This window comes from Natrialba taiwanensis DSM 12281, from assembly GCF_000337595.1.
Lineage (GTDB): Archaea > Halobacteriota > Halobacteria > Halobacteriales > Natrialbaceae > Natrialba > Natrialba taiwanensis.
Window position 1 is genome coordinate 1 of record NZ_AOIL01000001.1, and the last position, 21,943, is coordinate 21,943.

The 21,943-nt window shown below is 59.5% G+C and carries 15 protein-coding genes and 2 pseudogenes; 8 read left to right on the forward strand and 9 right to left on the reverse strand.

The genetic code is table 11. The annotated features are described in order from the left end of the window. From C484_RS00005 to C484_RS00015, 3 genes and pseudogenes are all read left to right on the forward strand, one after another. Positions 1–255, forward strand: a pseudogene (locus C484_RS00005) (IS1595 family transposase); the annotation flags it as partial. Between the two features lie 118 nt (positions 256–373). Further along, positions 374–1,933 carry a DEAD/DEAH box helicase gene (locus tag C484_RS00010; protein WP_006823923.1) on the forward strand — a complete coding sequence of 520 codons (1,560 nt, stop codon included), beginning with the start codon at positions 374–376 and terminating at the stop codon, positions 1,931–1,933. A 20-nt stretch (positions 1,934–1,953) separates the two neighbouring features. Continuing rightward, positions 1,954–2,736 carry a hypothetical protein gene (locus tag C484_RS00015; protein ID WP_006823924.1) on the forward strand — a complete coding sequence of 261 codons (783 nt, stop codon included), beginning with the start codon at positions 1,954–1,956 and terminating at the stop codon, positions 2,734–2,736. 107 nt (positions 2,737–2,843) lie between these two features. On the opposite strand, the gene C484_RS00020 is transcribed toward C484_RS00015, so the two are convergent. After that, on the reverse strand, positions 2,844–3,281 hold the full coding sequence (locus tag C484_RS00020) for a hypothetical protein (RefSeq protein ID WP_006823925.1): 438 nt from the start codon (positions 3,279–3,281) through the stop codon (positions 2,844–2,846). Between the two features lie 339 nt (positions 3,282–3,620). Continuing rightward, positions 3,621–4,271, reverse strand: a complete 651-nt coding sequence (locus C484_RS00030) for an SCO family protein (protein ID WP_006823927.1) — start codon at positions 4,269–4,271, stop codon at positions 3,621–3,623. 342 nt (positions 4,272–4,613) lie between these two features. On the opposite strand from C484_RS00030, the pseudogene C484_RS24800 reads away from it, so the two are divergent. Then, a pseudogene (locus C484_RS24800) lies at positions 4,614–4,959 on the forward strand (transposase); the annotation flags it as partial. Between the two features lie 1,029 nt (positions 4,960–5,988). Here the strand turns inward: C484_RS24800 and C484_RS00045 are convergent. Next, positions 5,989–9,021 (reverse strand): MMPL family transporter, encoded by a 3,033-nt coding sequence (locus tag C484_RS00045; protein WP_006823928.1) that lies wholly within the window; start codon positions 9,019–9,021, stop codon positions 5,989–5,991. 603 nt (positions 9,022–9,624) lie between these two features. Between C484_RS00045 and C484_RS00050 the strand changes: the two genes are divergently transcribed. After that, positions 9,625–10,236, forward strand: coding sequence for a TetR/AcrR family transcriptional regulator (locus C484_RS00050; RefSeq protein ID WP_006823929.1), 612 nt, complete (start codon positions 9,625–9,627; stop codon positions 10,234–10,236). Positions 10,237–10,315: 79 nt separating this feature from the next. Here the strand turns inward: C484_RS00050 and C484_RS00055 are convergent, their stop codons facing one another. Continuing rightward, positions 10,316–11,548: a cation:proton antiporter gene (locus C484_RS00055; protein WP_006823930.1), complete on the reverse strand. Its 1,233-nt coding sequence runs from the start codon at positions 11,546–11,548 to the stop codon at positions 10,316–10,318. Positions 11,549–11,824: 276 nt separating this feature from the next. Between C484_RS00055 and C484_RS00060 the strand changes: the two genes are divergently transcribed. Beyond that, positions 11,825–12,094 carry a hypothetical protein gene (locus C484_RS00060; RefSeq protein ID WP_049914920.1) on the forward strand — a complete coding sequence of 90 codons (270 nt, stop codon included), beginning with the start codon at positions 11,825–11,827 and terminating at the stop codon, positions 12,092–12,094. 131 nt (positions 12,095–12,225) lie between these two features. On the opposite strand, the gene C484_RS00065 is transcribed toward C484_RS00060, so the two are convergent. Further along, on the reverse strand, positions 12,226–13,821 hold the full coding sequence (locus C484_RS00065) for a Coenzyme F420 hydrogenase/dehydrogenase, beta subunit C-terminal domain (RefSeq protein ID WP_049914930.1): 1,596 nt from the start codon (positions 13,819–13,821) through the stop codon (positions 12,226–12,228). Continuing rightward, entirely contained in the window at positions 13,814–15,520 is a 1,707-nt protein-coding gene (locus C484_RS00070; RefSeq protein WP_006823933.1) for a nitrite/sulfite reductase, read from the reverse strand. Before C484_RS00070 ends, C484_RS00065 begins: the two co-directional genes overlap by 8 nt. Positions 15,521–15,877: 357 nt before the next feature. On the opposite strand from C484_RS00070, the gene C484_RS00075 reads away from it, so the two are divergent. Further along, positions 15,878–17,035: an MFS transporter gene (locus C484_RS00075; protein WP_006823934.1), complete on the forward strand. Its 1,158-nt coding sequence runs from the start codon at positions 15,878–15,880 to the stop codon at positions 17,033–17,035. Positions 17,036–17,101: 66 nt separating this feature from the next. Here the strand turns inward: C484_RS00075 and C484_RS00080 are convergent, their stop codons facing one another. Further along, positions 17,102–19,837, reverse strand: a complete 2,736-nt coding sequence (locus tag C484_RS00080; RefSeq protein ID WP_049914921.1) for a heavy metal translocating P-type ATPase — start codon at positions 19,835–19,837, stop codon at positions 17,102–17,104. Positions 19,838–19,924: 87 nt separating this feature from the next. Continuing rightward, on the reverse strand, positions 19,925–20,512 hold the full coding sequence (locus C484_RS00085; protein WP_006823936.1) for an AsnC family transcriptional regulator: 588 nt from the start codon (positions 20,510–20,512) through the stop codon (positions 19,925–19,927). A 269-nt stretch (positions 20,513–20,781) separates the two neighbouring features. Between C484_RS00085 and C484_RS00090 the strand changes: the two genes are divergently transcribed. After that, complete coding sequence (locus C484_RS00090) at positions 20,782–21,579, forward strand: ZIP family metal transporter (protein ID WP_006823937.1); 798 nt, start codon at positions 20,782–20,784, stop codon at positions 21,577–21,579. On the opposite strand, the gene C484_RS24030 is transcribed toward C484_RS00090, so the two are convergent. Then, positions 21,572–21,922, reverse strand: a complete 351-nt coding sequence (locus C484_RS24030; protein WP_275040101.1) for a PDZ domain-containing protein — start codon at positions 21,920–21,922, stop codon at positions 21,572–21,574. The two genes, C484_RS00090 and C484_RS24030, sit on opposite strands and share 8 nt — an antisense overlap. Positions 21,923–21,943 lie beyond the last annotated feature (21 nt).

The window sequence follows — 21,943 nt, forward strand, 5'->3', positions numbered from 1 at the left end:
TCGCTCACTGTCTACACTGACGGCTTTCGAGCGTACGAACCACTGGAAGAGGACGACGCATTCGACCGCGAATACGTCGTCCACGGGGACGGCGAATACGTCGATGGTGACGTTCACGTCAACACCTGTGAGAGCCACCGAGGCATCTCCAAGGACAAACTCACACCGTATCTTCGTGCGTTTCAGCTACGTCGTCGTGTCTACCGAAAACCGGGGAAAGAAGCGCTGGAAACCATTCTCGAAACTGCACTCTGACTCACCAACAATCTACGCCACAAGAGCGTTCGGATAAACCCTCACTTGGGAACCACCTCCCTCCGGAGGTAGAAATGCAACTATTTAATAAACTAATACTTGTATTCGTTGAATAGTAATGCCGCCGGTTCCGGATAATATCGCGCAACCTGATCAAGACCTCATCCAAGAACTCCTCGACCAGAAATCACCCGAGTTCACTGACCTCACCGTCACTCAGTACGAAGCCTTCGAAGACGGTGTTCTCAACGATGGCAATCACTTACTGGTTGCAGAGACGGGGAACGGGAAGACGTTCGTTGCTGAAGCAGTCACCAAGAAAGCCTTACAAGACGGCGATAACGTCGCGTACCTCGTCCCGTCGGTAGCCCTCGTTGGCGAAAAACACGCTACTGTGTCCGCATGGACGCCGGAGAGCGTCACCGTGAACAAAGGCCACGGGTACACCGAAGCCGACGTCGTCGTAGCGACGTTTGAATCGTTCTTCGAAGCCGTGGTTCGTGGGTATGCCGATCGATTCGACACGGTCATCCTCGACGACTTCCACGAAATCTACAGTTCCCAACGCGGGCCCAATATCGAGAAAGGGATTAGTGCCGCCATCAACGGCGACATGGAAATTCTCGGCATCTCAGCCACCGTTGGGAACCCGCACACGATCGCTCGCTGGTTAGATGCCGACCTCACCATCAGCAGCGAAGATCGCGCAGTACCCATCGAGGAACGACCGATCGAAAAGACGGACGAGAAGTACGCACGGCAAATCGCGCAGCTCATCCAGGACCACCGCGAGAAAGGTCCGTTCTTAGTGTTCAACGACACGACCCGTAACGCAGAGGCCCGCGCACGCGGAGTAGCTGACGAACTCACCTTCGACATAGGCAACGACATCGACTTCCGCGCCAAAGTCAACGAGGCCATCAAGACCGAACTCACGGACACCCATGAAACCCTCATTGAACTTCTGAATAACGGCGTCGCGTACCATCACTCTCGGTTGGAGCGGGGCGTGAAAGACCTCATCGAGGAATACACCGAGAAGGGCGTCATCAAGTGTGTATTCTGCACGACCACCCTGAGTTACGGGTTCGACTCACCCGTCCAGTCAGTCATCGTGGCCGACCTGAAACGGAACTGGGAAGGCGGATTCATCGGGGTCTACGAATACGTTCAATGGATCGGACGAGCTGGCCGCGACGCTGACGAGTACGACCAAGCGTACGCCTTCCTGATGTACAATGACGAGGAAGCATTCGAGAAGTTCCAGTTCGACACGCGCGTCGAAGAGAAAGACATTGAAGATGTTACGTCGCACCTGTCTAGGCAGATCGCGCTTCGCTGGCTGGTTCTAGAGCTCGTCAACTACGGCTGGGAGACTGACACAGAAGTCATCCAGTTCATCCGGTCAACGCTATTCTGGTCGGAAAGCGTCGAACAGGTCCCGGATTACATCCGCGATGATGTCGGTGAACAGCCCGGTGAGGACATCAGGGACGAGATCAAAACGATGCTTAGTGGCTCACGAACCACGGGCTACTGCACAAGCCGATCGGGCAGCCGCAAACCGATGACACGCGGTACACGGCGACCGACCTCGGAAGCGCACTCGTTGAGTACGAACACAGCAATTGGTTCGACAACAGCGTCGAAGGCGTTCTGCAACTCACAGAGTGGTTGAACGAACAAGGGCAGGACCTCATGCCAGAAACGCTGGTGCAACGACTGGCGGAAGAATACTACCATTGTGACGAGGTCATGGTGATGGACGATGAGGGTGGACTCAATGAGAAAATGGATCTACACAACTTGGATGGGAGTGAAGGGACGACCGCGGTCCTCATTTGCTGGTTCTGGTGTGCAGGCATCTCCATCACCGATATCGAGGACGCCCTGGGTACTGATGACCTGTCGAGCCTCGCCAACACCGCGTCCAACATCAGCACGGCGCTTGAAAGCGTCCAGCTACTGTACGAGCCGTACGAGATGCCGGTGGAACCGGAATGGCTGGAACTGTTCGCCGCACAAGTCGCCGAAGGCGTTCCCGGACCGGATATGTACCTCATCGACAACGTGGAGTACTTCGGCCGGGCGCTGTACAACAACCTGAAGGACCAACTGAACCGTTCCGGTGGATCGGACGCGTCGTGGGATCCTGACAGCGAGCACTTTGCGGTGGAACGCCTGTCGAAACTGTTGGCGGATACCGAAGAGGAGCTCTTGTTCCGTGATACGGTCAAAGGAACGTCCGGGATCGGGGATATCATCAGTCGGAACCTACTGGAAAGCATGAGGGAATGGGACCCCGAAGAGAACGATCGGATTGAAGTGCCGTTTGCCGAGTCCGCACGGCAACGCCCTGACGGTGACAGTCTAATTCGATACCACGACCTCTCCGATGAGACCGATACTGGGAGTGACACCGGGACTGACGACGAAGACCGCGGACAGCCGGTCCAGTCAACGACGCTTGACGACTTCTAATACACTCACCTATCATAGTAACCCAGTGACGACTGGGCCGCCGGACAGAGTAGAGAAACTACGGCCGCCAAAGGACTACAGTCATGAAAATCACATCCCGCACCGTTCTACTCTGCTTCAGTTAGTGATATGTCCCACCCCTCGTGTTCTTCATCATTCATGAATTCAAAGTGGTTTTGTGCTTGCTCGTACGTGTCGAATCCCCTGAACTGGAAGAATGGGGCATCACATACTGGGCAAGTAGGAGCATCATCGTGACGAACGGTGGATGAGGCCCCATCGGACGACACTTCTTCACCTTTTGTAGCTTCGATCGCCCGAGAAACGTAATCAACATCTCCTGGCTCAAACTGCTTTGGAATTTGGTTTATCAACGCGATCGCCCAGTTGGCTGCTTCAGTTGCTGTGGTAACCTCACCAGGAGGATCGAGCAGGGCTTCAACACCACCACCGAACCTATCACCCCATTGTAGAACATGAGTGTAGATGTACTCAGCATCGATATCTTCACCCAGATCAGCAGGGTCAAATTTTGAGACTCGCATCTCTACATCAGGGTGCTTGTTTGGTAGGTTCCTGTGGGAGATTCCTCGTCAGAACCGTATCGGCACTCCCATTCGTCAGGCAGGTCAATGGTTACGCTTGTCATCGGTTTCCACGCCGCTAACCGACGCTTCTTCTGGGCTTCTCTCGATGGATCATCGACAGCGTCTGGGCGGAAGTCAGTCTGCCAGTCGATCGTATTGAAGCCCGTCGTCTCCATCTAATCGACCGACTCGACTGGAGTAATGAAGAAGTGGTCGATCGAACTCACACTGATCAGCTCAGATAAATCTCGGATCGATCTGCTCAATACCGTCATCGAGCGGCAGCTCAGATATAGATCAGGATTCGCGGTCGCGTAGTGTCGATAAATCGTCGTTAATATCCCGTCTGGACACTCGTGGCGACTCAGGATTCTGTTGTGCTTGGAGTTTATAGGCCCGTTCGACGACTCCTTTCTTGTTAGCGAGCAAGATCAAGCCCGTATGCGTGAACATATATGTATCCATGTTCTCTGGATTCGTCTTGCTAAAAGACACGCCGTACTGTTCCTGAACGACTTCTTTGGCACGATCCTCACCCTCAGGTCGCAAGAAATACCAGTTGCCGGTATCCATTTCGATGCGGTGCTTATCGGCCCACTGTCTGAAGGCGCCAGCGTCGTCTCTGGCGGGATCGAACGTCGTCTCGACAAACGACACCTGATCGCCGAATCCTTCTTCCCGTGCGAAATCTTGTGCCTGCGCCACGATACTGGTCAGACGTGGGCACATCGTGTTGCAGGTCGTGAAGGCGAACGTCAGCAGGAGGTCTGTCTCGAAGTCATCAGGAACTGAAACCTGTTGACCGTCCCGCAACGGTGCTGGCACCGTCACAGACGGGAGCGCATCGCCATGCGTCGGAAACGGAAGATTTGACGGATCATCGACTCTCTCCCACTCTTTTGCGTCCAGATGCGTATTTTCGCCTGATCTACCGTCACCGCCGAACATACTCGTGCAACCGCTCAATCCGACTGCGATGCCAGAACCGAACGACGTAAGCAGTGTCCGTCTGTCCATTGATACTGGTCATTGCAGTCTCAGACTAAAACACCATCTGGTACAGTCTTCGTACGGCATCGTCTGAATTGCTTTCGTCATCGCACGTAGATAGGGTTCATCCGCGCTAAGGACAATAGTGTTCAGTTCGCATATCTACTGAACAGTGGGTTCAATCCAATTTGGAGTGGAAGAAAGGCACGTATCAGAATCCAAACTTCGAGATCCTGGAAGACAGCAACGTCAGAGATAATCGCTTGGTTCCTAATGGTTCTTAACGTCCTGGGAGATTACTACTTCCAGTGGGCGACCATCCAGATCGTCGGCCTTGACGTCTCGCTCGTCCTCGACGCGATCCCCGTCCGCCGGGGGATGCCGCGTGACGAGATTGTCGACGAACTGCTCGGCGGCGCGCTCGATATCGTGCCGGACCTGGACCTCGTGATGATGGACCGCGAGTTCGACGTCGACGAAGTCCGCGAGTCCTGTGAGAAACACGGCATTCACTACCTCATGCCCGGTCAGAAGAACGCCAGCGAGCGCGCTACGTGTACGCGGCTCCGGCAGGCCGGGAAGCGCGTTCACGTCGAGACTCAGCAGACCATCACCGGTCCCGACCGGAAGCGTGTGTACCTGCCGGCGCGGAACACGGATGTCTTCGAGAAGACTGGCGACGACCCCGAAGACGACGAAGATGAGTTAGACTCGGCGCAGGACCTTGTTCACGTCGATCGTGTGTTGATGGATCGAGCGTTCGACAGTCAGCATATCCTCGAAGGAATCGATCAACGCGGCCTCGGATATGTTGTTCCAAAGCGGATGCACACGAGTGAACGAGCTCAAGCAAAGCGTCTACTTCAGTGGGATCAAGATCGCTACGTTACGGATCGAAAACTGCACTTAGGGCAGAACGAATGGCATGAGACAACCCTAATCTACAGAACGAGAAAACGCTGAGAGTAACGATTACACACAGTACAGTGTTTTCATAACGAACCGCCGCCCAGGAGCGGTTCACTTTTATGATTCGCGGTGGGGGATCGAGAGCGGCTACAAGAGCATTAAGCGGTTCATGGCAGCGACGACGTCGAAGAACTTCGGGCTGCGGTTCTTCTACTTCGCGTTCGCGTGTCTGTTGTATTCGATCTGGCGAGCAGTTGATTTGCTCGTGCAGGTANTGAATACGAGCACACACCGCTTGTGACGGCTGAGAACACGCTCACGCTGTTGAAGAATGAGACGGGAATCGGGTGAAAAGTCACTCTACCCGCACGAAAGAGCTGTTTCTGAGTGGTGACACTGGAGGAGGTCTCGGAAAATCGCCGAACCTACTCTTTGGTTAACAGGAATTAGCGGCTGAGGGGGAGTCTGAAAGATCGTTGATAGACTGATTTGTCCGAATTCACCCACAACAAGCCTGCTAAACGGTCTATAGTCTCATCTTCCAACTTGTCCTGTAGTTACGACTGACAGCATCTGTGCATGACCTGTGTTCTCTCCTCTCCGAAATGAAATATACTGGCTAACGTAGCTTCTCTTCGGAGATCGAATACCCATCGATTACGCTCAGAAGATCCATAAGCAACGACCGATCCTCCGGGAAAAGCTCGCTACCACCATCCAACCGACTGTTGGGGCTTAGCTAAAGACCAATGAGGCCCGAGTTCAGTTACTCTTCGGGACGGTCCTGGATCGCTTGCCCGCCGTCGCTGGCTGCGGGACCGCCTGACCGGCTCGGAGCGTCGAAGGAGACGTCCGGACCGAGGTACTTCGTCCAGACGACGAGCAGGCTCGGGAGCACGAGCACGCTCGCGAGGAACGCGTAGATGATCGTCAGTCCGGTGATAATCCCGAACTGCTGCAGCGGTGGCAGGATGGCGAACGCGAGGACGCCGAAGCCGCCGACGGTCGTCGCCGCGCTGCCAAGCAGTGCGCCACCTGTTCCGGTGACCGTCCGGGACATCGCTTCCCAGACGGAGCCGGTTCGTTTCAGTTCGAGGCTGTACCGCTCGCTCATGTGGATACTGTAGGCGACGCCGAGCCCGACGGTGAGACTCGTGATCATCCCCGTCATGACGTTGAACGGGATGCCCAGCAGGTACATCGTTCCGAGAATCCACGAGACGCTGAAAACGACCGGAAGCAGCGTTACTGCGCCGAGCGTCGCGCTTCCTTCCGTGATCCGGTAGGCGATCATCAGGAACGCGAAGACGGCGACGAGCGTGATCAGTAGGCTCTCGATGACCGTGTCCATCAACTGCCCCTGAACGATGTCGAACAGGATCGTCTGGCCGGTTGCCGTCGCCTCGATCCCGTTTGCGTTCCCGTCGATGCCGTCTGCGATGGATCGCATCTCGGTCGTGACGTCGCTCATGGCCGCGGTCCCGCTCGTCGAGATGACCATCCGAACGGCCTCGTAGTCGCCGTCATCGGTCTGGTGGATGACGCCGGCCGCTTCGTCGGGAGCGACCTCGAACAGTTCGTCGTACACCTGTTCGATGTTCCGGTCGGGAATCCCGTCATCGTCACTATCGGCTGCGGCAAACGTCGCGTTGAACGACTCGTTCTCGGCGGCGACCTGCTGCATCGTCCCGAGCGGGCTCTGGATGTTGGCCTCACCACTCGAGAGGGTGGCGGCGACCTCGCTGTCTGCAGTCTCGTTCTCGGCGTCCGAGAGCTGCTGTAACGTCTCCGGATCGGTTACGTTCCCCTCGACGAGGATCTGCGCTTGTGAGTCCTCCCGAACGAAGTTTTCGTTGACGAACTCGAGATTCTCCTTCATCGAGTACTCGCCAGGCTCGAGCGGTCCGGGAAGGTTGTTCGTCCACTCCGGTGGGTCCTCCGCGATGAAGTCCTCCTGATTGAAGCTGGTATCGACCTGCGTCGCGCCGTATGCACCGCCTGCACTCACGAGGACTGCGATCAGGATGATGACGATCGGTATCCGTCGTGCCGCCGTCGAACCGGTGGATAAGACCTGGCTAAACCGGCCGCCACCCGTCCCGAACGCGCGCTTTTTCCGATCGAATCCACGGTTTTCGAGAAATCCGTCGAGTTCAACTTTGAGTGCCGGAATCAAGACGCCGAAGACGAGCAGGGCGGCCGTGATACCGACCGCGCTCACGATCCCAAAGTCTTGAATCGGCGGGACCGGACTCGTGAGATTCGAGAGGAAGCCGATCGCTGTTGTCGCGGTCACCAACACGAGTGCAATGCCGACGCCGGCCAGTGCCACTCGCATCGAGCCGCGGGCGTCATCGTCGCCGTACGCACCACCGCTCTGACGCTGTTCGCGGTGGCGCATGAAGATGTGGATCGCGTAGTCTATCGAGAGCCCGATGAGCAGGACCGGAACGGCGATGAACATCTGGTTGAAGTCGATACCGGCCCAGCCCATGAAGCCGAACGTCCAGATGAGGACGGCGGCGATGCCGACTAGCCCGAGGAGGATATCCAAGAGATCGCGGTAGGCGACGATCAGCGCGACGACGACGAACAGCAAGGCGAGCGGCCCGACGATCGCGAGGCTATCGCCCATCGAATTGTTGATCTCTTCGCCCATGATTCCGCCGCCGAAGACGATAACGTCCGATGTGTCACCGTCGGCGCCGTCGTTCGCCAGGGATTGCATCGCGAGTTGTGCGTCGACGAGTTCATCGGATGCCATCCCGCCTTGACCGCCATCCCCGCCGTCGGTCTGGTGAGTAACCAACAGCATCGTCGCGTTCGCACTCGTCGAACCTGCGTCGTAGCTCGTCGGCATGAACGCCAACCCGTTCATCTGCTCGGATGAATTCTCGCTCAGTACGGTTTCGAGCGTCTGCTCGTACGCCGTGGCGTTCATCGCATCGATCGCGTCGATCTGTTCTTGCAGCGTGGGCGAGGTGGCGTTCTCCAGGGCTGCTTGTTGTGCCTCTAGTTGGCTGCCGAGTTCAGTCAGCCGCTCGCTCTGTGATTCGAGATCCGTGCTGCGCTGTTCGAGCGCCGTGTACTCGTCAGCGAGGACGCCCTGGGTGCCGCGTTGGTACGCCGTTTCGATCTGGGACTCGTTGTCGGCGGTCCGAAGGAGCTGTGCCGACTCATTGAACGTTGCGTACTGCGTCTCGTCGAGTTCAACCGACGAGTTTGCACGGACGGTTTCGAACTGCGCTCGCGGCGATGCCGACTGGTCTGTACGAAGCGTCTCGAGGGCCGCCCGGAGATCCCGTTGCGTCGCGTTCAGCTCGCCCCGTCGTTGTTCCAGCGCAGCGCGTTCCTCCTGAACGGTTCCGTTCAACTGCTCGAACTCCGCGGCCGTCGCCTCGAGTTCGCGCTGTTGGTCGCTGGTGAGAGACGAAATCGCGACGAGATTCGCCACGCCAACCGTGGGTTGCTCGTCGGCGAGGGTCCGGTTGATCGTCTCGTTCTCCCGGAACGACTGTTGCAGTCGGAGCGTCTCGAGCAGCGACTCTTGAGTGAGCGTGTTGTCCCCTTTGACGATCACTTGCGCTGTCGTCGTATTGTTCGCACCAGTCGAGAAGTTCTCCTCGATGTAGTTCAGCTTCTCCGATTCTGCAGTGTCACTCTGGAACTGATCGAGCGAGGACGACTGTTCGATCATTCCAGCACCGGCACCCGTGACCACCGTGAGCACGAGCATGAGGGCGATCACGGCCCGACTGTGGCTCGTGACCATCGCCGCGAAGCGATCGAGCCAGCTCATCTGCCGAATCGGCCTCCGTGCGCTCTTTCGCTCTCTCCCTTCCTCGGGCTATCTGTCGGGTGGTCGTGACACTGAGGGCACGAGACACCGCTCGCCCGTTGCCGGTTCTGCACCAGCATCATTCTCCATCACGCTGGCGAGGTGTGACCGCGTACCGGCGGTGCCTGAGACCGGTTCGTAACGGGTTCGACGCCGCTCTCTGCACCGAATCCGCAGCATCCACGACGCCCCCCGTCGGGTTGCTCGTTTCGATCGCTACTCGCTGTTTCTCGCTCATATACTGACTGAATATTCAATCAACTCCCATCAATCTTCTCACTTCGTCTTAGCATACTACCGGTTACCGTGTCGAACAGTTACTGTATCGTCCTCATTCATGATTGACCATTCAATCAATATTTATATGGAGGGCTACGAGACACTATCTAGAATGGGTGCTATTACAGGAGTAAACCGGAATCAGTACAACTCCGGTGTTCCGAACGAACGGCTCTATCGGGGCGGGTCTCTATCGTCTATTCGTTCAGAAGATGATTGTGCCGTGTTCCGACAGGATGACACCGGCGACGGGTCGGGTAACCGCGTCACTGCTATCCGCCACCGATGACGCAACTACCCTCGTTCCTCGACGAGCCTGATGACACTCGCGGGGCCATCATGAAGGCCACGTACGATGCCCTCTGTAAGCACGGCTACAGCGATCTCACAATCCAACGGATCGGAAACGAGTTCCCGAAGAGTAAATCGCTGTTGTACCACCACTACGATAGCAAAGACGACCTTCTCCTCGACTTTCTCGAGTTCATGCTGGCTGAACTCGAGGGACAGATGCCGGCGTACCGAGACCGGAGTGCTGACGAACATATTGCAGACATTATCGATCGAACGTTTGCGTTCGGGAGTACCGAAAATAATCCTCACTTCACGCAGGCGCTTCTCGAACTTCGCACACAGGCCGCTCACGACGAAGCCTATCGCGAGTATTTCACTCGAAGCGATCGATTCGTCCGAAAACACGTCGCACACACGATTCAGTCGGGTATCGAACAGGGTGTCTTTCAGGAGGTCGATCCGCAGGAAACAGCAGCACTCTTTCAGATCGTGTTCGTCGGCACAATGACACAGCGCGTCACCAGCGATGACGACGACGTGTTGAGAGCGGGTCGTGCCATGTTCGATCAGTGTCTTCGGGCGCGTCTTCTCCGTCCGGAGTGACGAGCGTGGTCGGATCGCCAGCGTCCGCTCAGGGCCTGTGCTCGTCGAACGCGTCTCGGGTGAGGTGAGAGGATAGCGGCTAACTCGGTTCTTCGGCGTCAACATAGACGAGTTCGTCAGCGCTCTCGAGCAGTCGTACTCCCCAGGTGACGGTAATCGGGACCAACGCGGTCGTGAAGATTGCGATGAAGACCAGGATCGAGAACAACTGCGAATCGATTACGCCGGCCGAAAGTGCGACCGACGCGATGATGATCTCGACGGTTCCGCGGCCGTTCATTCCGAACCCGACGACGAGCCCTTCTCGCGAGGTGAGCAGTGTTGGCAGTGCAAAGAGCCACGAACCGATTATTTTGCCGAGGAATGCGATGGCGACGAGGACGACGAGAATCCCGAACGAGTCGAAGAAGACGTCGAAGGTGATGTCGAAGCCGACGATCACGAAAAACACCGGGGCGAAAAACCCCATCGCGAGATCGTAGATGACCGTATGTATGTGCTCGTACAGAGACGGCTCGACGTCCGATTGACGGAGGAACATGCCGGCGACGAACCCGCCGATAATCATGTGGAGATCCGCGAGAGTCGCTAATTGAGCGAACAGGAGAGAAACGAGCAGTGCGAACATGAAGGCGGTCGTTTTATCGACGAATCCGTACCGTTCGCGGCGGTTCTCGATGTACGCCCAGGCGAGCGGGAGGAACCGATAGCCGAGGACGATCGTAACCACGAAAAAGCCCAGCGCTTTCGCCACGATCACACTGATTTCCAGCAGGTTGAGTGTGCCTGCCGTGACGTAGCTATCGACGGCGGCAAAGGCGATGAGGACGCCGACATCGGAGGCGAGTGCGCCCCCGAGGAGGACGTTCGCGATACGGGTATCGAGTAGCTCGAGATCGGCGAGAATTCGGGACTTCGTTGCGAGCGAGGTTGCAGCCATCGCAAGGCCCAGGAATAGTGCTGCTCCGGTCGATACTCCCAGCCAGATACCTGCGCCGTATCCGAATCCGAACGGAATCACGAACGCCCCGAACGCGATCAACAGTGATTGTGGCCCCAGCCTGAACAACTCCCGAAGATCGACCTCCATCCCGACGTACACCATCAGGAGAAACACGCCGAGTTCGGAGAGGACATCCAGAAGGTTCGATGGTTGTAACAGCCCGAGAAGCGGCGGGCCGAAGACGATTCCGGCGAACAACTCGCCCATCATCGTCGGGTAGCCGATTCGTTCGGCTATCCCACCAAATATCCAGGCGACTGTAAGCACGAGTAAGAGCCCGAGAACATCGATGCTAACGGTTTCGACCATTATCCGTCTCTCCGTTCGATCGACTGGGGAGCACGTAATCGACACCGTTCGGGAGCGCCAGTCATATCCAATCCATTACTTTCGAACACTTCAGGTATTTCTCCCGACACCACAGCGACTCTTGTTTCTGTCGGCGTTTCTACGGTGGACTCGAGTACGTTGTTGGGTAGTTGGGTCGGTACGGATCACTCCTCTCCGACGCTACGACTCTATTACTGTAGCCGCTGTGGCGCATTCAGGCCGTTCATTTAGGCACTCATCTCGGATAGAACGCCTATGGCATCCATACCAGATATCGAGATGGTGGACACGGAAGACGAATACATTCACGTCCGCTTTCGCGACCCCGATCGATACGACGAGATTCGAACACCTGACTGGGCGGATAATCCAGCAGAGTCCGTTTCCGAGGGAAGTGAGGTGCGAACCGGGAACGTCGAAGGAGAGGACGACTGGGAAGTCACGAGTGTCTTGATCAAGAAATCCGTTGGCGAGGAGAAAGCCAAAGAACAGGCCCGCGAAATTGTCGAGAAGATCGAGTCGTAAACGCTGCTGTTTGCCGTATCTAAGGAATCGTCACAGCAGACCGTCTGAGGCGGTGCAGGTCGGCCGGACAACGTCGGAGAGTGACTCCCAAAATATTCGGACGGCGCTGACGATGAGGGGATTCCGCTGCGTCAGTGGTCGGCTTCGTGAGGGTTGAGTTCCGTTCCGTAGTTCTCGACATGGTCGGTGTAGTCGATGAAGCGCGGCGCGTCCGGGTCGAACGGCCGTTCCAGCGCCTCAAACGCGTTCTTTTTATCCCACGACTGGAGTCCGCCGACTGCTGAGCGGTCTTCGAGGTCGTGATAGTCAAGGTCGGGCGCTGCGTGCTGCCACGCGTCGAGACCGTGCTCGGTGCGGACGATAACGCTCGAATACTCGTCCGAACTCCCGACCGAGCCGACCGTCACATCGGCGGCGTACCCGGTGAAATCCGCGCACTCGTCGCACCCCTTCAGCGCGGCCCCGTGGAAGTTCTCGATGTCCTCCGCGAGGAGCTGTTCCCCGTCCTCGTCGTAGACATACATGTTTCCGTCGAGCACGTCGAGTTTGCCGATTTCGTCGGGGCTGATGTCGCGTTTCGCTTCTAATTGCTCGCCGATGAGTCTCTGATAGTTGAAGTTCTTCGTACACATCAGGGCGATCGTGTACTCGACACCGCGCACGCCCGCGTTCTGGGACTGATACTCCCACTCGAAGTCCTGGAGGGCGCGCACACCCTCGATTTCACACGGCGTCCCGACGAGCGCGAGCGAGAGATCCTCGTGATCCTTGTCCGGAAGTTTGTGCTCCCACTGGGCGAGATCCAAGTTCCCGAGCGCCATCGTCTGGTTGTAGAAACTTCCCGCGTTGTCGATGACTTCCTCGGGAGTGGTGGCGAGGAAGCTCTCTGCCTTCCACGCCTCTTCGTCGCTCTCGGTGGCGATGAGCGCGCCGTCGATCTCGCCAGCTTCGAGCAGGTGGATCAGCAGCGAGGAAACTACGCCGCCGTCCTGTGCGCCCTCACGCCAGTTCGCTTCGACACGTGCGGAAAACTCCGTGATCGGGTCACCAGCGCCCGAGACGTTGTCCTCCCCGCCGGTGATCTTCCACTGGCGCTCGTAGCGCAGCCCGCCGCGTGGACAGAAGTCCCAGCAAAGCGAACAGCCGGTGCACATCTTGACGAGTTCCGGCAGGCCGTCGTCGCCGATACCGATGGAATCGGAGGGACACGCGGCGACGCAGGTGCCACACTGAATGCACCGGCCCTCGTCGATGACTGCCGTATCGAGTTCCATGAACCACGTCTTGTCGTCGGGCGTCTCGATGTCGTTCATCTCCGAACGGATCGAATACCCCGGTGTATCGACGGCCGCCCCATCGGGAACGTTGACGCGCTCGTCCGGCGACCCCCCGCGTTCCACGTCTTGACTCACGCCGTCGGCGGGCTGAGTGAACTCGATATCGCCGAGGCTGCCGTTCTCGTCGACGTTCGCCGCCGATGCACCACCGTCAGCGATGGCCCACCGGTCACTCGCCATGCCGTCCGACCCGCGTGCACCGCAGGTACACTGCCCGTCAGTGCAGCGGTCGTCACCATCTGTGGCATCGGCCTCGTTTGTGGTGTGCCCGGTCTGCCGACTCGCGTGGTGGTTATCGCTCCCGCTGACCGGCGGACCGCTCGTGCCATCGTCGCTCGTGTCGGGGACTCCCGGAAGCGGCCGGTCGCTCCCGTTCTCTCGCTCAGTCATCGGCGGCGACACCTCCGGAAACGTTCGCATCAGCCCGTTGCATGACCGTCTGAAGCCGGTCGTTGTCGACGCGTCGGCACCACTCATAGAAGCGCTCGCCGTCGTGGCGTTCGTCGGTGTAGGCCGCGAACAACCGCTCGAGAGCCGGAATGACGGCGTCGGCTGGGACGGCAGTCTCGACCCAGTCGATGAACTCGTTGTCGACGCCCAGCGAACCGCCGAGACCGACGTCCATGCCCTCGACGATGGTATCTCCTTCTTCGTTAGTGCTGTTCTCGTCGTCGCCGACCTGGACGGTCTCACCGCGGAACCCGATATCCGCGATCTGGGGCTGGGCGCACGAGGCCGAACAGCCCGACATGTGCATCCGCACCACGTCGAGGTCGTCGGGGATGTCGATACGGCCGTCGAGTTCACGTGCCCACCGCTTGACGCGCTTTTTCGTCTCGATGATGCCGTAGTTGCAGAACTCGCTGCCGGTGCAGCCCACCGCGCCGCGTGAGAACGGTCCGGGGTCGGGCTGGTACTCCGCGGCGAACGGTTCGGCGAGCAGGTCGTCGACGTTCTCTTCGGGAATGTGGGTGATGAGGAAGTTCTGGTCGGTCGCCAGCCGAATCGTGGTGTCGTCCGTGCCGTACTTTTTGGCTGCGCGGGCGACCTCGACCAACTCGTCGCCCCCCATTCGGCCCGCGACGACGTTGAATCCGACATAGCGGAGGCCGTCGTCGCGCTGCTCGTGGACACCGACGTGGTCGCCGGTGTACCCTTCGGTGAGGTCCTCGCCGCGCGACCGGAGGGGGACGGTAGCGCGGTCCCGAATCGCCCGCTCGAAGTTTTCGGGACCCATCTCCTCCACGAGGTAGCGCATCCGACAGACGCCGCGGTTGTGCCGGTCGCCGACCTCCTTGAACACCTGAGCGACGGCACGACAGAACTCGACTGCGTCTTCCGGGCGGACGAACACGTCGAGGGGTGAGGCCATCCGGGGGCCGTCCGAGAGCCCGCCGCCGATGCGGGCGTGGAAGCCGTAGTAGGGTTCGCCGTCGATTTCTTTTCTGGCGGGTGTGAGGCCCACGTCGTTGATCTGGGATTGGGCGCAATCCTCTCGACACCCCGTGATCGTTAGTTTGAATTTTCGTGGGAGGTTCGCGTACTCCCGATTTTCGGTGAAGAAATCGGATACCGCATCGATAACCGGTTGCGCGTCGAAGACCTCGTGGTGGTCGAGACCCGCCGCTGGACATCCCAAGACATTGCGTGCGGAATCGCCACACCCCTGAACCGTCGTCAGTCCGACTTCATCGTACATCTCCCAGATTTCGGGTACGTCCTCGAGTTCTATCCAGTGCATCTGGAAGTCCTGTCGCGTGGTGATGTCCACGAACGCGTCGCCCCAGAGGTCATTCTGCTGTGCGCCGCCGAACTCTTCGGGTGCGGTGGCGTATTCGTCAGCAACCTTGCCCACGACCGCAGCCTGCTCGGGTCGCAGCGCTCCGCCGGGGACCTTCGTGCGGACCATGAAGTAGCCGCGTTGCTTGCCGTGGCTGTACATCCCGGCCCATTTGAGGCGCTCCCACTCGCCGTCGCCGGCGCGGTCTTCGATCTCGTCGAACGAGAGACTCTCGTTCGCATACTCCTTGACGTCCTCGATAACGTCGAGCGGGTGTTTTTCTTGTTTCCAGCGTTCGACTGTATTCATTGGTGTCTCATCTCGTCGATAGTTATCGGTGAATTCCTGAGAACGACTTTCCCAGCGAACTAGCATGAGATATAGAGGCGTGAGTGTGATTGTCTCTCGGGTTACGGCGAGACCTGACGATACTCGGCGATTGCGGTTGAAATTGCTGCTGACTACGAGACAAGGACAGCCCTCACGTTCGCTACTGTGTGGTGCTTGCCGATTTCCCGGCCGAATATGGCCGTCTTCACCCCCGCAGGCATCACTCACATCGTTCGTCGTGTGTCCGATACTACCGTCCCTCTGTAGGTCTCTTCCGAACTGGCTGAGAAATTCCGGTTTCGGAACCCTTGAGAATCACCGTTAGAAATACACTCTATGGCTCGCTCTCGGCTCTTTGCCTCTCTCTGCGGACTTGTCTTTCTCGTCAATCTCGCCAGAATCATCTTCGCCCCACTTCTGGACGTTTTTATCACCGAGTTCCCGATCGGGGAGGCAACTGCTGGGCTCATCGTGACGCTCGCGTGGGTCGGCAGCGCGTCACTCCGCCTTCCGACGGGGTGGCTTCTCACGAAGGTGCCGAGACACTACGTCGTAATCGCGTCCGGTGCGATTCTTGCGGTCTCCGCCACGATCGCTGCGACGGCGACGACGCTTCCGCATCTCATGGTTGGTGCGTTCTTCATGGGGATGGCTTCCGGCGTGTATTTCGTCTCGGCGAATCCGCTTTTGAGCGAGTTGTATCCGGAGCGCATCGGCCGTGTCATGGGCGTCCACGGGGCCGCCAATCAGCTCGCCGCGGTGATCGCTGCGCCGTTCGTCGCGCTGACGCTGCTTGTCGACTGGCGGCTCTCGTTGTGGGCCATTGCCGTCGGCGCTGCGGTGATCACGGTCTACACGTGGATCGCCGCGAGTCGAACCGAGATGCCGGGCGCGGGACAGGCCGACCGCAATTTCGTCGCTGGCGCGCTTTCAGAGTGGCGGATCATCGTGACGGCACTGGCTATCGTCGGGCTGGCCGTCTTCGTCTGGCAGGGAGTGTTCAACTTCTACGAACTGTACATGCAGTCGAAGGGGCTTTCCGATCGAGCGGCGGGGGCAATGCTCACGATCGTCTTCGCCGCCGGCGTTCCGGCGTTTTACTTCGGCGGCGATCTGGCCGACCGCCTCCCACACGTCCCGTATCTGCTCGGTATCGTCGGGACGTTTTCCGCGACGCTGCTCGTATTGACGCGACTCGAGAGTCTCCCCGCGCTCGTCGTGGGTTCCGCGTTCATCGGCCTCGTCGTCCACATGTTGTACCCGGCCGTCGACACGTACCTTCTCGATACGCTCCCGGACTCGACGCGGGGGAGCGCCTACGCCGTGTTCAGTTCAATCTGGATGTTCTCGCAGGCGCTCGGCTCGTCGGCCCTGGGCATCCTCCTCGAACGAGGCTACGCCTACGATACGGTGTTCAGCGGCGCTGCGCTCTTTCTCGGCGCAACGATTCTCGTTCTCGTCCTCTTAGAGCGGACGGACCGACTCCCGAGTTAACGCGGCTTTCATTTCCTGCACTCGGCCCCTGTACCCGGCTCCTGCACTCGACTCTCGAGTTCGGAATCAGCGCCGAACTCTTCCGAGCAGTTCGTAGTCGTGATCGGGGGTATACCGCCGGAACAGCAGGCTGTTCGACAGCACGGACACACTGGAGAACGCCATCGCCGCCGCAGCCAGAACCGGTTGCAACAATCCAAGAGAGGCCAGCGGAATGAGCGTTGTGTTGTAGCCGAGCGCCCACACGAGGTTCTGTTTGATCTTCTGGATCGTTGCATCGGAGATGCGAATCGCCTTTACGACGTCGAGTGGGTCGTCGCGCATCAGCGTCACGTCGGCGGCCTCGATGGCGACATCAGTCCCGGAGCCGATAGCCGTCCCGACGTGGGCGACGGCCAAGGCTGGAGCGTCGTTGACCCCGTCGCCGACCATCATCGCCTGCCGGCCGTCGGCTTGAATCGCCGCGACCGCGTCGGACTTGTCCTCGGGGAGCACCTCGGCCCGAACGTTCTCCGGTTTGATCCCGACCCGTTCGGCGACCGACCGAGCGGTCCGCTCGTTGTCGCCGGTGATCATCATCACCTCGGTCCCGCGCTCGGAGAGTTCAGTGACTGCCGCTCTCGCACTGTCTTTGACGGTGTCGGCATCGGCGACGACGCCGACGAGTTCACCGTCGTTGTCGGTGTCGCTGCCATCGTTGTTCTCAGGTTTGCCATCGCCGGTTCCGGCCGGCATGCGAGCGACGAGCATCGCGGTCTTGCCCTCGTTCTCGAGCCGCTCCATCGTCTCGACGGCCGACGAGGGGTCGATGCCGTTGTTTCGCAGGAGGGTGCGGTTGCCGACGAGTACCTCGTCGGAACCGACGGTTGCGCGAACGCCCTGCCCCGGGACGTTCTCGAACGCGTCGGGTTCTGCGAGTTCGAGGCCGCGTTCGTTCGCCCCCTCGACGATAGCTTGGGCGAGCGGGTGTTCGCTGCCGCGTTCGGCTGTCGCCGCGAGCCGGAGCACGTCGTCTTCGGTGAGTCGGTCCTCGCCCGCTACCCGATCCGCCGACGGGGCGTTCGGGTCGCTCTCCTCGCTTGCTTCGTTTGCGTTACTCGTCTCGCTTGCGAGACCGCCGTCGACCGCCGCCTCGCCGCCGTCCGTCACAGAACGACTCTCCCCGTCGAGCGCGATGACATCGGTCAACTCCATCTCGCCCTCGGTGAGCGTTCCCGTCTTGTCGAAGACGACCGTATCGACGTCTTTCGTCCGTTCGAGGATATCACCGCCCGTGAACAGGACGCCGTTTTTCGCCCCGATAGTCGTCCCGACCATCGTCGCCGCGGGCGTCGCAAGCCCGAGCGCACAGGGGCAGGCGATGAGCACTGACGATGCGAACACGACGATCGCGAACTCGAAGACCGAGACGCTTCCACCAGCCGGTGCCGGTCCGCCGGCGACCTGGCTCCACAGCGGGAGCCAGTCGACGACCCCTGCCAGCATTTCGGGGAACAGGAACCAGACGAACCCCCAGAACAGGGCGTTCGCGATGACCGTCGGGACGAAGTACGCCGAGATCCTGTCGGCGAGATTCTGAATGTCCGGCTGGCGGGACTGGGCTTCCTTGACCGTCTGGACGATCTGCTGGAGCGCCGTCTCGTCGCCGACTTTCGTCGCCTCAACGACGAGCACCCCGTTCTCGTTGATCGTCGAGCCGACAACCTCGTCGCCGGCTTCCTTCTCGACGGGGACCGACTCGCCGGTCACCATCGACTCGTCGACCGCCGACTGCCCGTCGACGACCACGCCGTCAGTCGGAACCTTCTCGCCCGGACGGATCTTCATCCGGTCGCCGACCGTCACCGCGTCGAGCGGCACCTCGGACTCCTCGCCGTTCTCGTCGACGACCGTCGCCGTCTCGGCTTCCAGTTCCAGCAGCGCCCGGAGCGCGTCGCTGGCCTGGCCCTTCGAACGAGCCTCGAGATAGTTCCCGAGCGTGATGAACACCAGGATCAACGCCGCGGTGTCGAAGTACAGACTCCCGGCTAACAGCCCGAGCAGGACGACGACGCTGTACACGTACGCCGTCGACGACCCCAGCGCGATCAGCACGTCCATGTTCGCCCGTCGATTCTTCACGAGCGCCGTGTACGAGTTCTCGTAGAACTCCCGCCCGAGCACGATCTGTACCGGCGTCGCGAGCAGGAACTCGATCCACCCGAACTCGACGCCGAACACCTCGTTCGGGAGCACCCCGCCGCCGAGCAGGAACTTCTCGGCGATGAAAAAGAGCAGCGGTGCCGAGAGCACGGCTCCGAAGAGGGTCAACTGGAGTTGACGTTGTATCTCCGCCTGTCGCGCGTCGTCGCGGCGTTCCTGATCCGACTGCTCCCCGTCATCGTCGCGGACGGGCGTGTATCCAGCTTCGTCGATTGCATCGTAGAGCGCCCCTCTGGATACGTCCGCCGGATTGAACTCGACTTGCGCCTCGTCGGTTGCGTAATTCGCCTCCGCGCTGATCACGCCGGGAACGGCTTCAAGCGCGTCCTCGTTGGTGGCGGCGCAGTTCGCACACGTCATGTCCGAAATCCCGATCGAAGCGGTCGCACGCTCGGCGTGGTAGCCGGCGTCGTCGATCGCGTCGTATAGCGCGCCGAGCGATACCGCGTCGGGATTGTATTCGACGGTTCCTTCGTCGGTGGCGAAGTTGATGTTCGCCGCCGAGACCCCGTCGAGTTCTTCCAGGGCGTCGGTGATCGCCTGCGAGCAGTTCGCACAGCTCATGCCCTGGATTTCGAGGTGCATAGTTCGAGTGTCCATTATCAGACTAGACGGGTGCCGTACTTACCCGCTTTTCTGATAGCAATCCAAAGGTGATACCTAGAGATTCTTTGGAATCCTAAGCAGCTAGACGCCCTCCTCGAGCCGGTCATAGCGCTCTACGAACTGGCTTCGACAGGACGGACAACAGAAGTGATACACCTGCTCGTCGATTCGAGTCGATTCCCCCTCGCTATCGACGGTGTTGCCACACTCTGCGCACGTAAGCGCGAACTCGGTTCCACCGTGGGAGGGATGCCATTCGGCGGCGTCGATCAACGTCACTGTGTAGTCAACATCGTGGCCGTCGAACAGGTCATCGAGCCATCGTCGGACGTTTTGAACCTGTGCGCGGGCGTAAAACCAGAGTTCACCGTCGGCGGTGACGAACACGTGTTCGACCGCGTCGGCTTCGCCAACCCGAGCTTTGCAGTCCTCGACGTCACCGCTGGCAACCGTCGCCTGGACGAATACCGGAACGCCAGCTTGTAACTGAGAGCGGTCAACGTCGACGGTAAAGCGATTGATCACCCCTACCTCCTGGAGCCGCTGGACGCGATCCGACACCGCGGGCCCGGAGAGTCCGACTTCGGCGGCGATGTCGCTGAACGGACGTCTGGCGTCCTCACCGAGGAGTTGTAGGATCTCGATGTCGGTTTCGTCGAGCGTTCGCATAGCTCGAGTTCGGTCTCGAGACTCAATACGCCGTCGATTAGACTTTCGAAGGCAAACCCGATACGCCATCTCACTTTGGATTCTAACGTCTCCTGGTCCTCCGGTCGGACTGCAGTCCACTCGCCCGCCGGGGGATCGTGGGACTCGGTTCTCGAGAAAGAGAGTGGGAAAGAAGACCCCGAGAAAGAGGAGCCCTCAAGATGAGGAGATTGCAGGCCCGCGCTCACGACGGGCCGAAGTATATGGGTCACTCGGTAGCAGTGTGAGCAATGGGTCTGCCCGAGAACCTCGCGCTCGTCTTCGTCGCCGGGTTGATCACGGCGCTGGCAACGGGCATCGGTGCCCTTCCGTTTTTCTTCTTCGGGTCGGTCAGCGACCGCCAAAACATCATCCTCTGGGGACTCGCCTCGGGAATCATGCTCGCGGCCTCCGTGTTCGGTCTCGTCGATGAGGGACTCGCCGAGGGAAGCCCCGTCGAAACCCTCGTCGGCCTAGCCGCCGGCGTCGTACTCGTCGTCGTCGCTCACGAGTTCATCGTCGACGCCGATATCGACCCCCGGGAGTACGAGGAGGCGGATTTCAGACGTCTCGTTCTCATTCTGGGCGTGCTCACCGTCCACAGCTTTCCCGAGGGCGTCGCCATCGGCGTTTCGTTCGCCGACCTCGGTCTCGACGGCGGGTTCGAGATCCTCGGCATGACGATCCCGCTGCTGGCAGTGTTCATGACCGTTGCAATCTCCATCCATAACGTGCCCGAAGGAACGGCGATTTCGATTCCGCTCACGTCGCTGGGTGTCCCGAACTGGAAGCTGGTCTGGTGGGCAGTCTTTTCGAGTCTTCCCCAGCCGATCGGGGCCGTGCTGGCCTTCGCTTTCGTTCGCGTCGCCCGCGAGTTCCTCGCCGTCGGCTTCGGCTTTGCCGCCGGGGCGATGATCTACCTCGTGCTCTCGCAGTTCGTCCCCGAGGCACTGTCGATCGGCACCCGGCTCCCCAACGGCGGCAAACCTGAACTCGTCGGCGGGATCGTGCTCGGGGTCTTACTGATGATCCCGCTGGTACTTATCTGAGCGGCGACTGCGATCGTTCGGGCCGAGCGGTAAGCGTCAGGTCGACCGTCTGTTCGGCTCCGTCCCGGAGGACGGTCACCTGGATCGAATCCTCGGGACGCGTTTCCAGGGCGAGGTATCCCGCCAGGTCCTCGAACGTGTCCATCGCTGTTCCCTCGATTTCGAGGATAACGTCGCCGCCGACGGGGATGCGAGTTCCGTTGACGGATCGGATCGAACTCGGTCGCAACATGCCGTCCGCCGGCCCGCCTCGAATCGTCTGAACGACTAACTGCCCGCGAGAGTCGTGCATACCGTTCGCCTCGGCGATCGACGGCGTCACGTTTTCGAGCGAGACGCCCATGTAGGCGTGGTCGTACGTTCC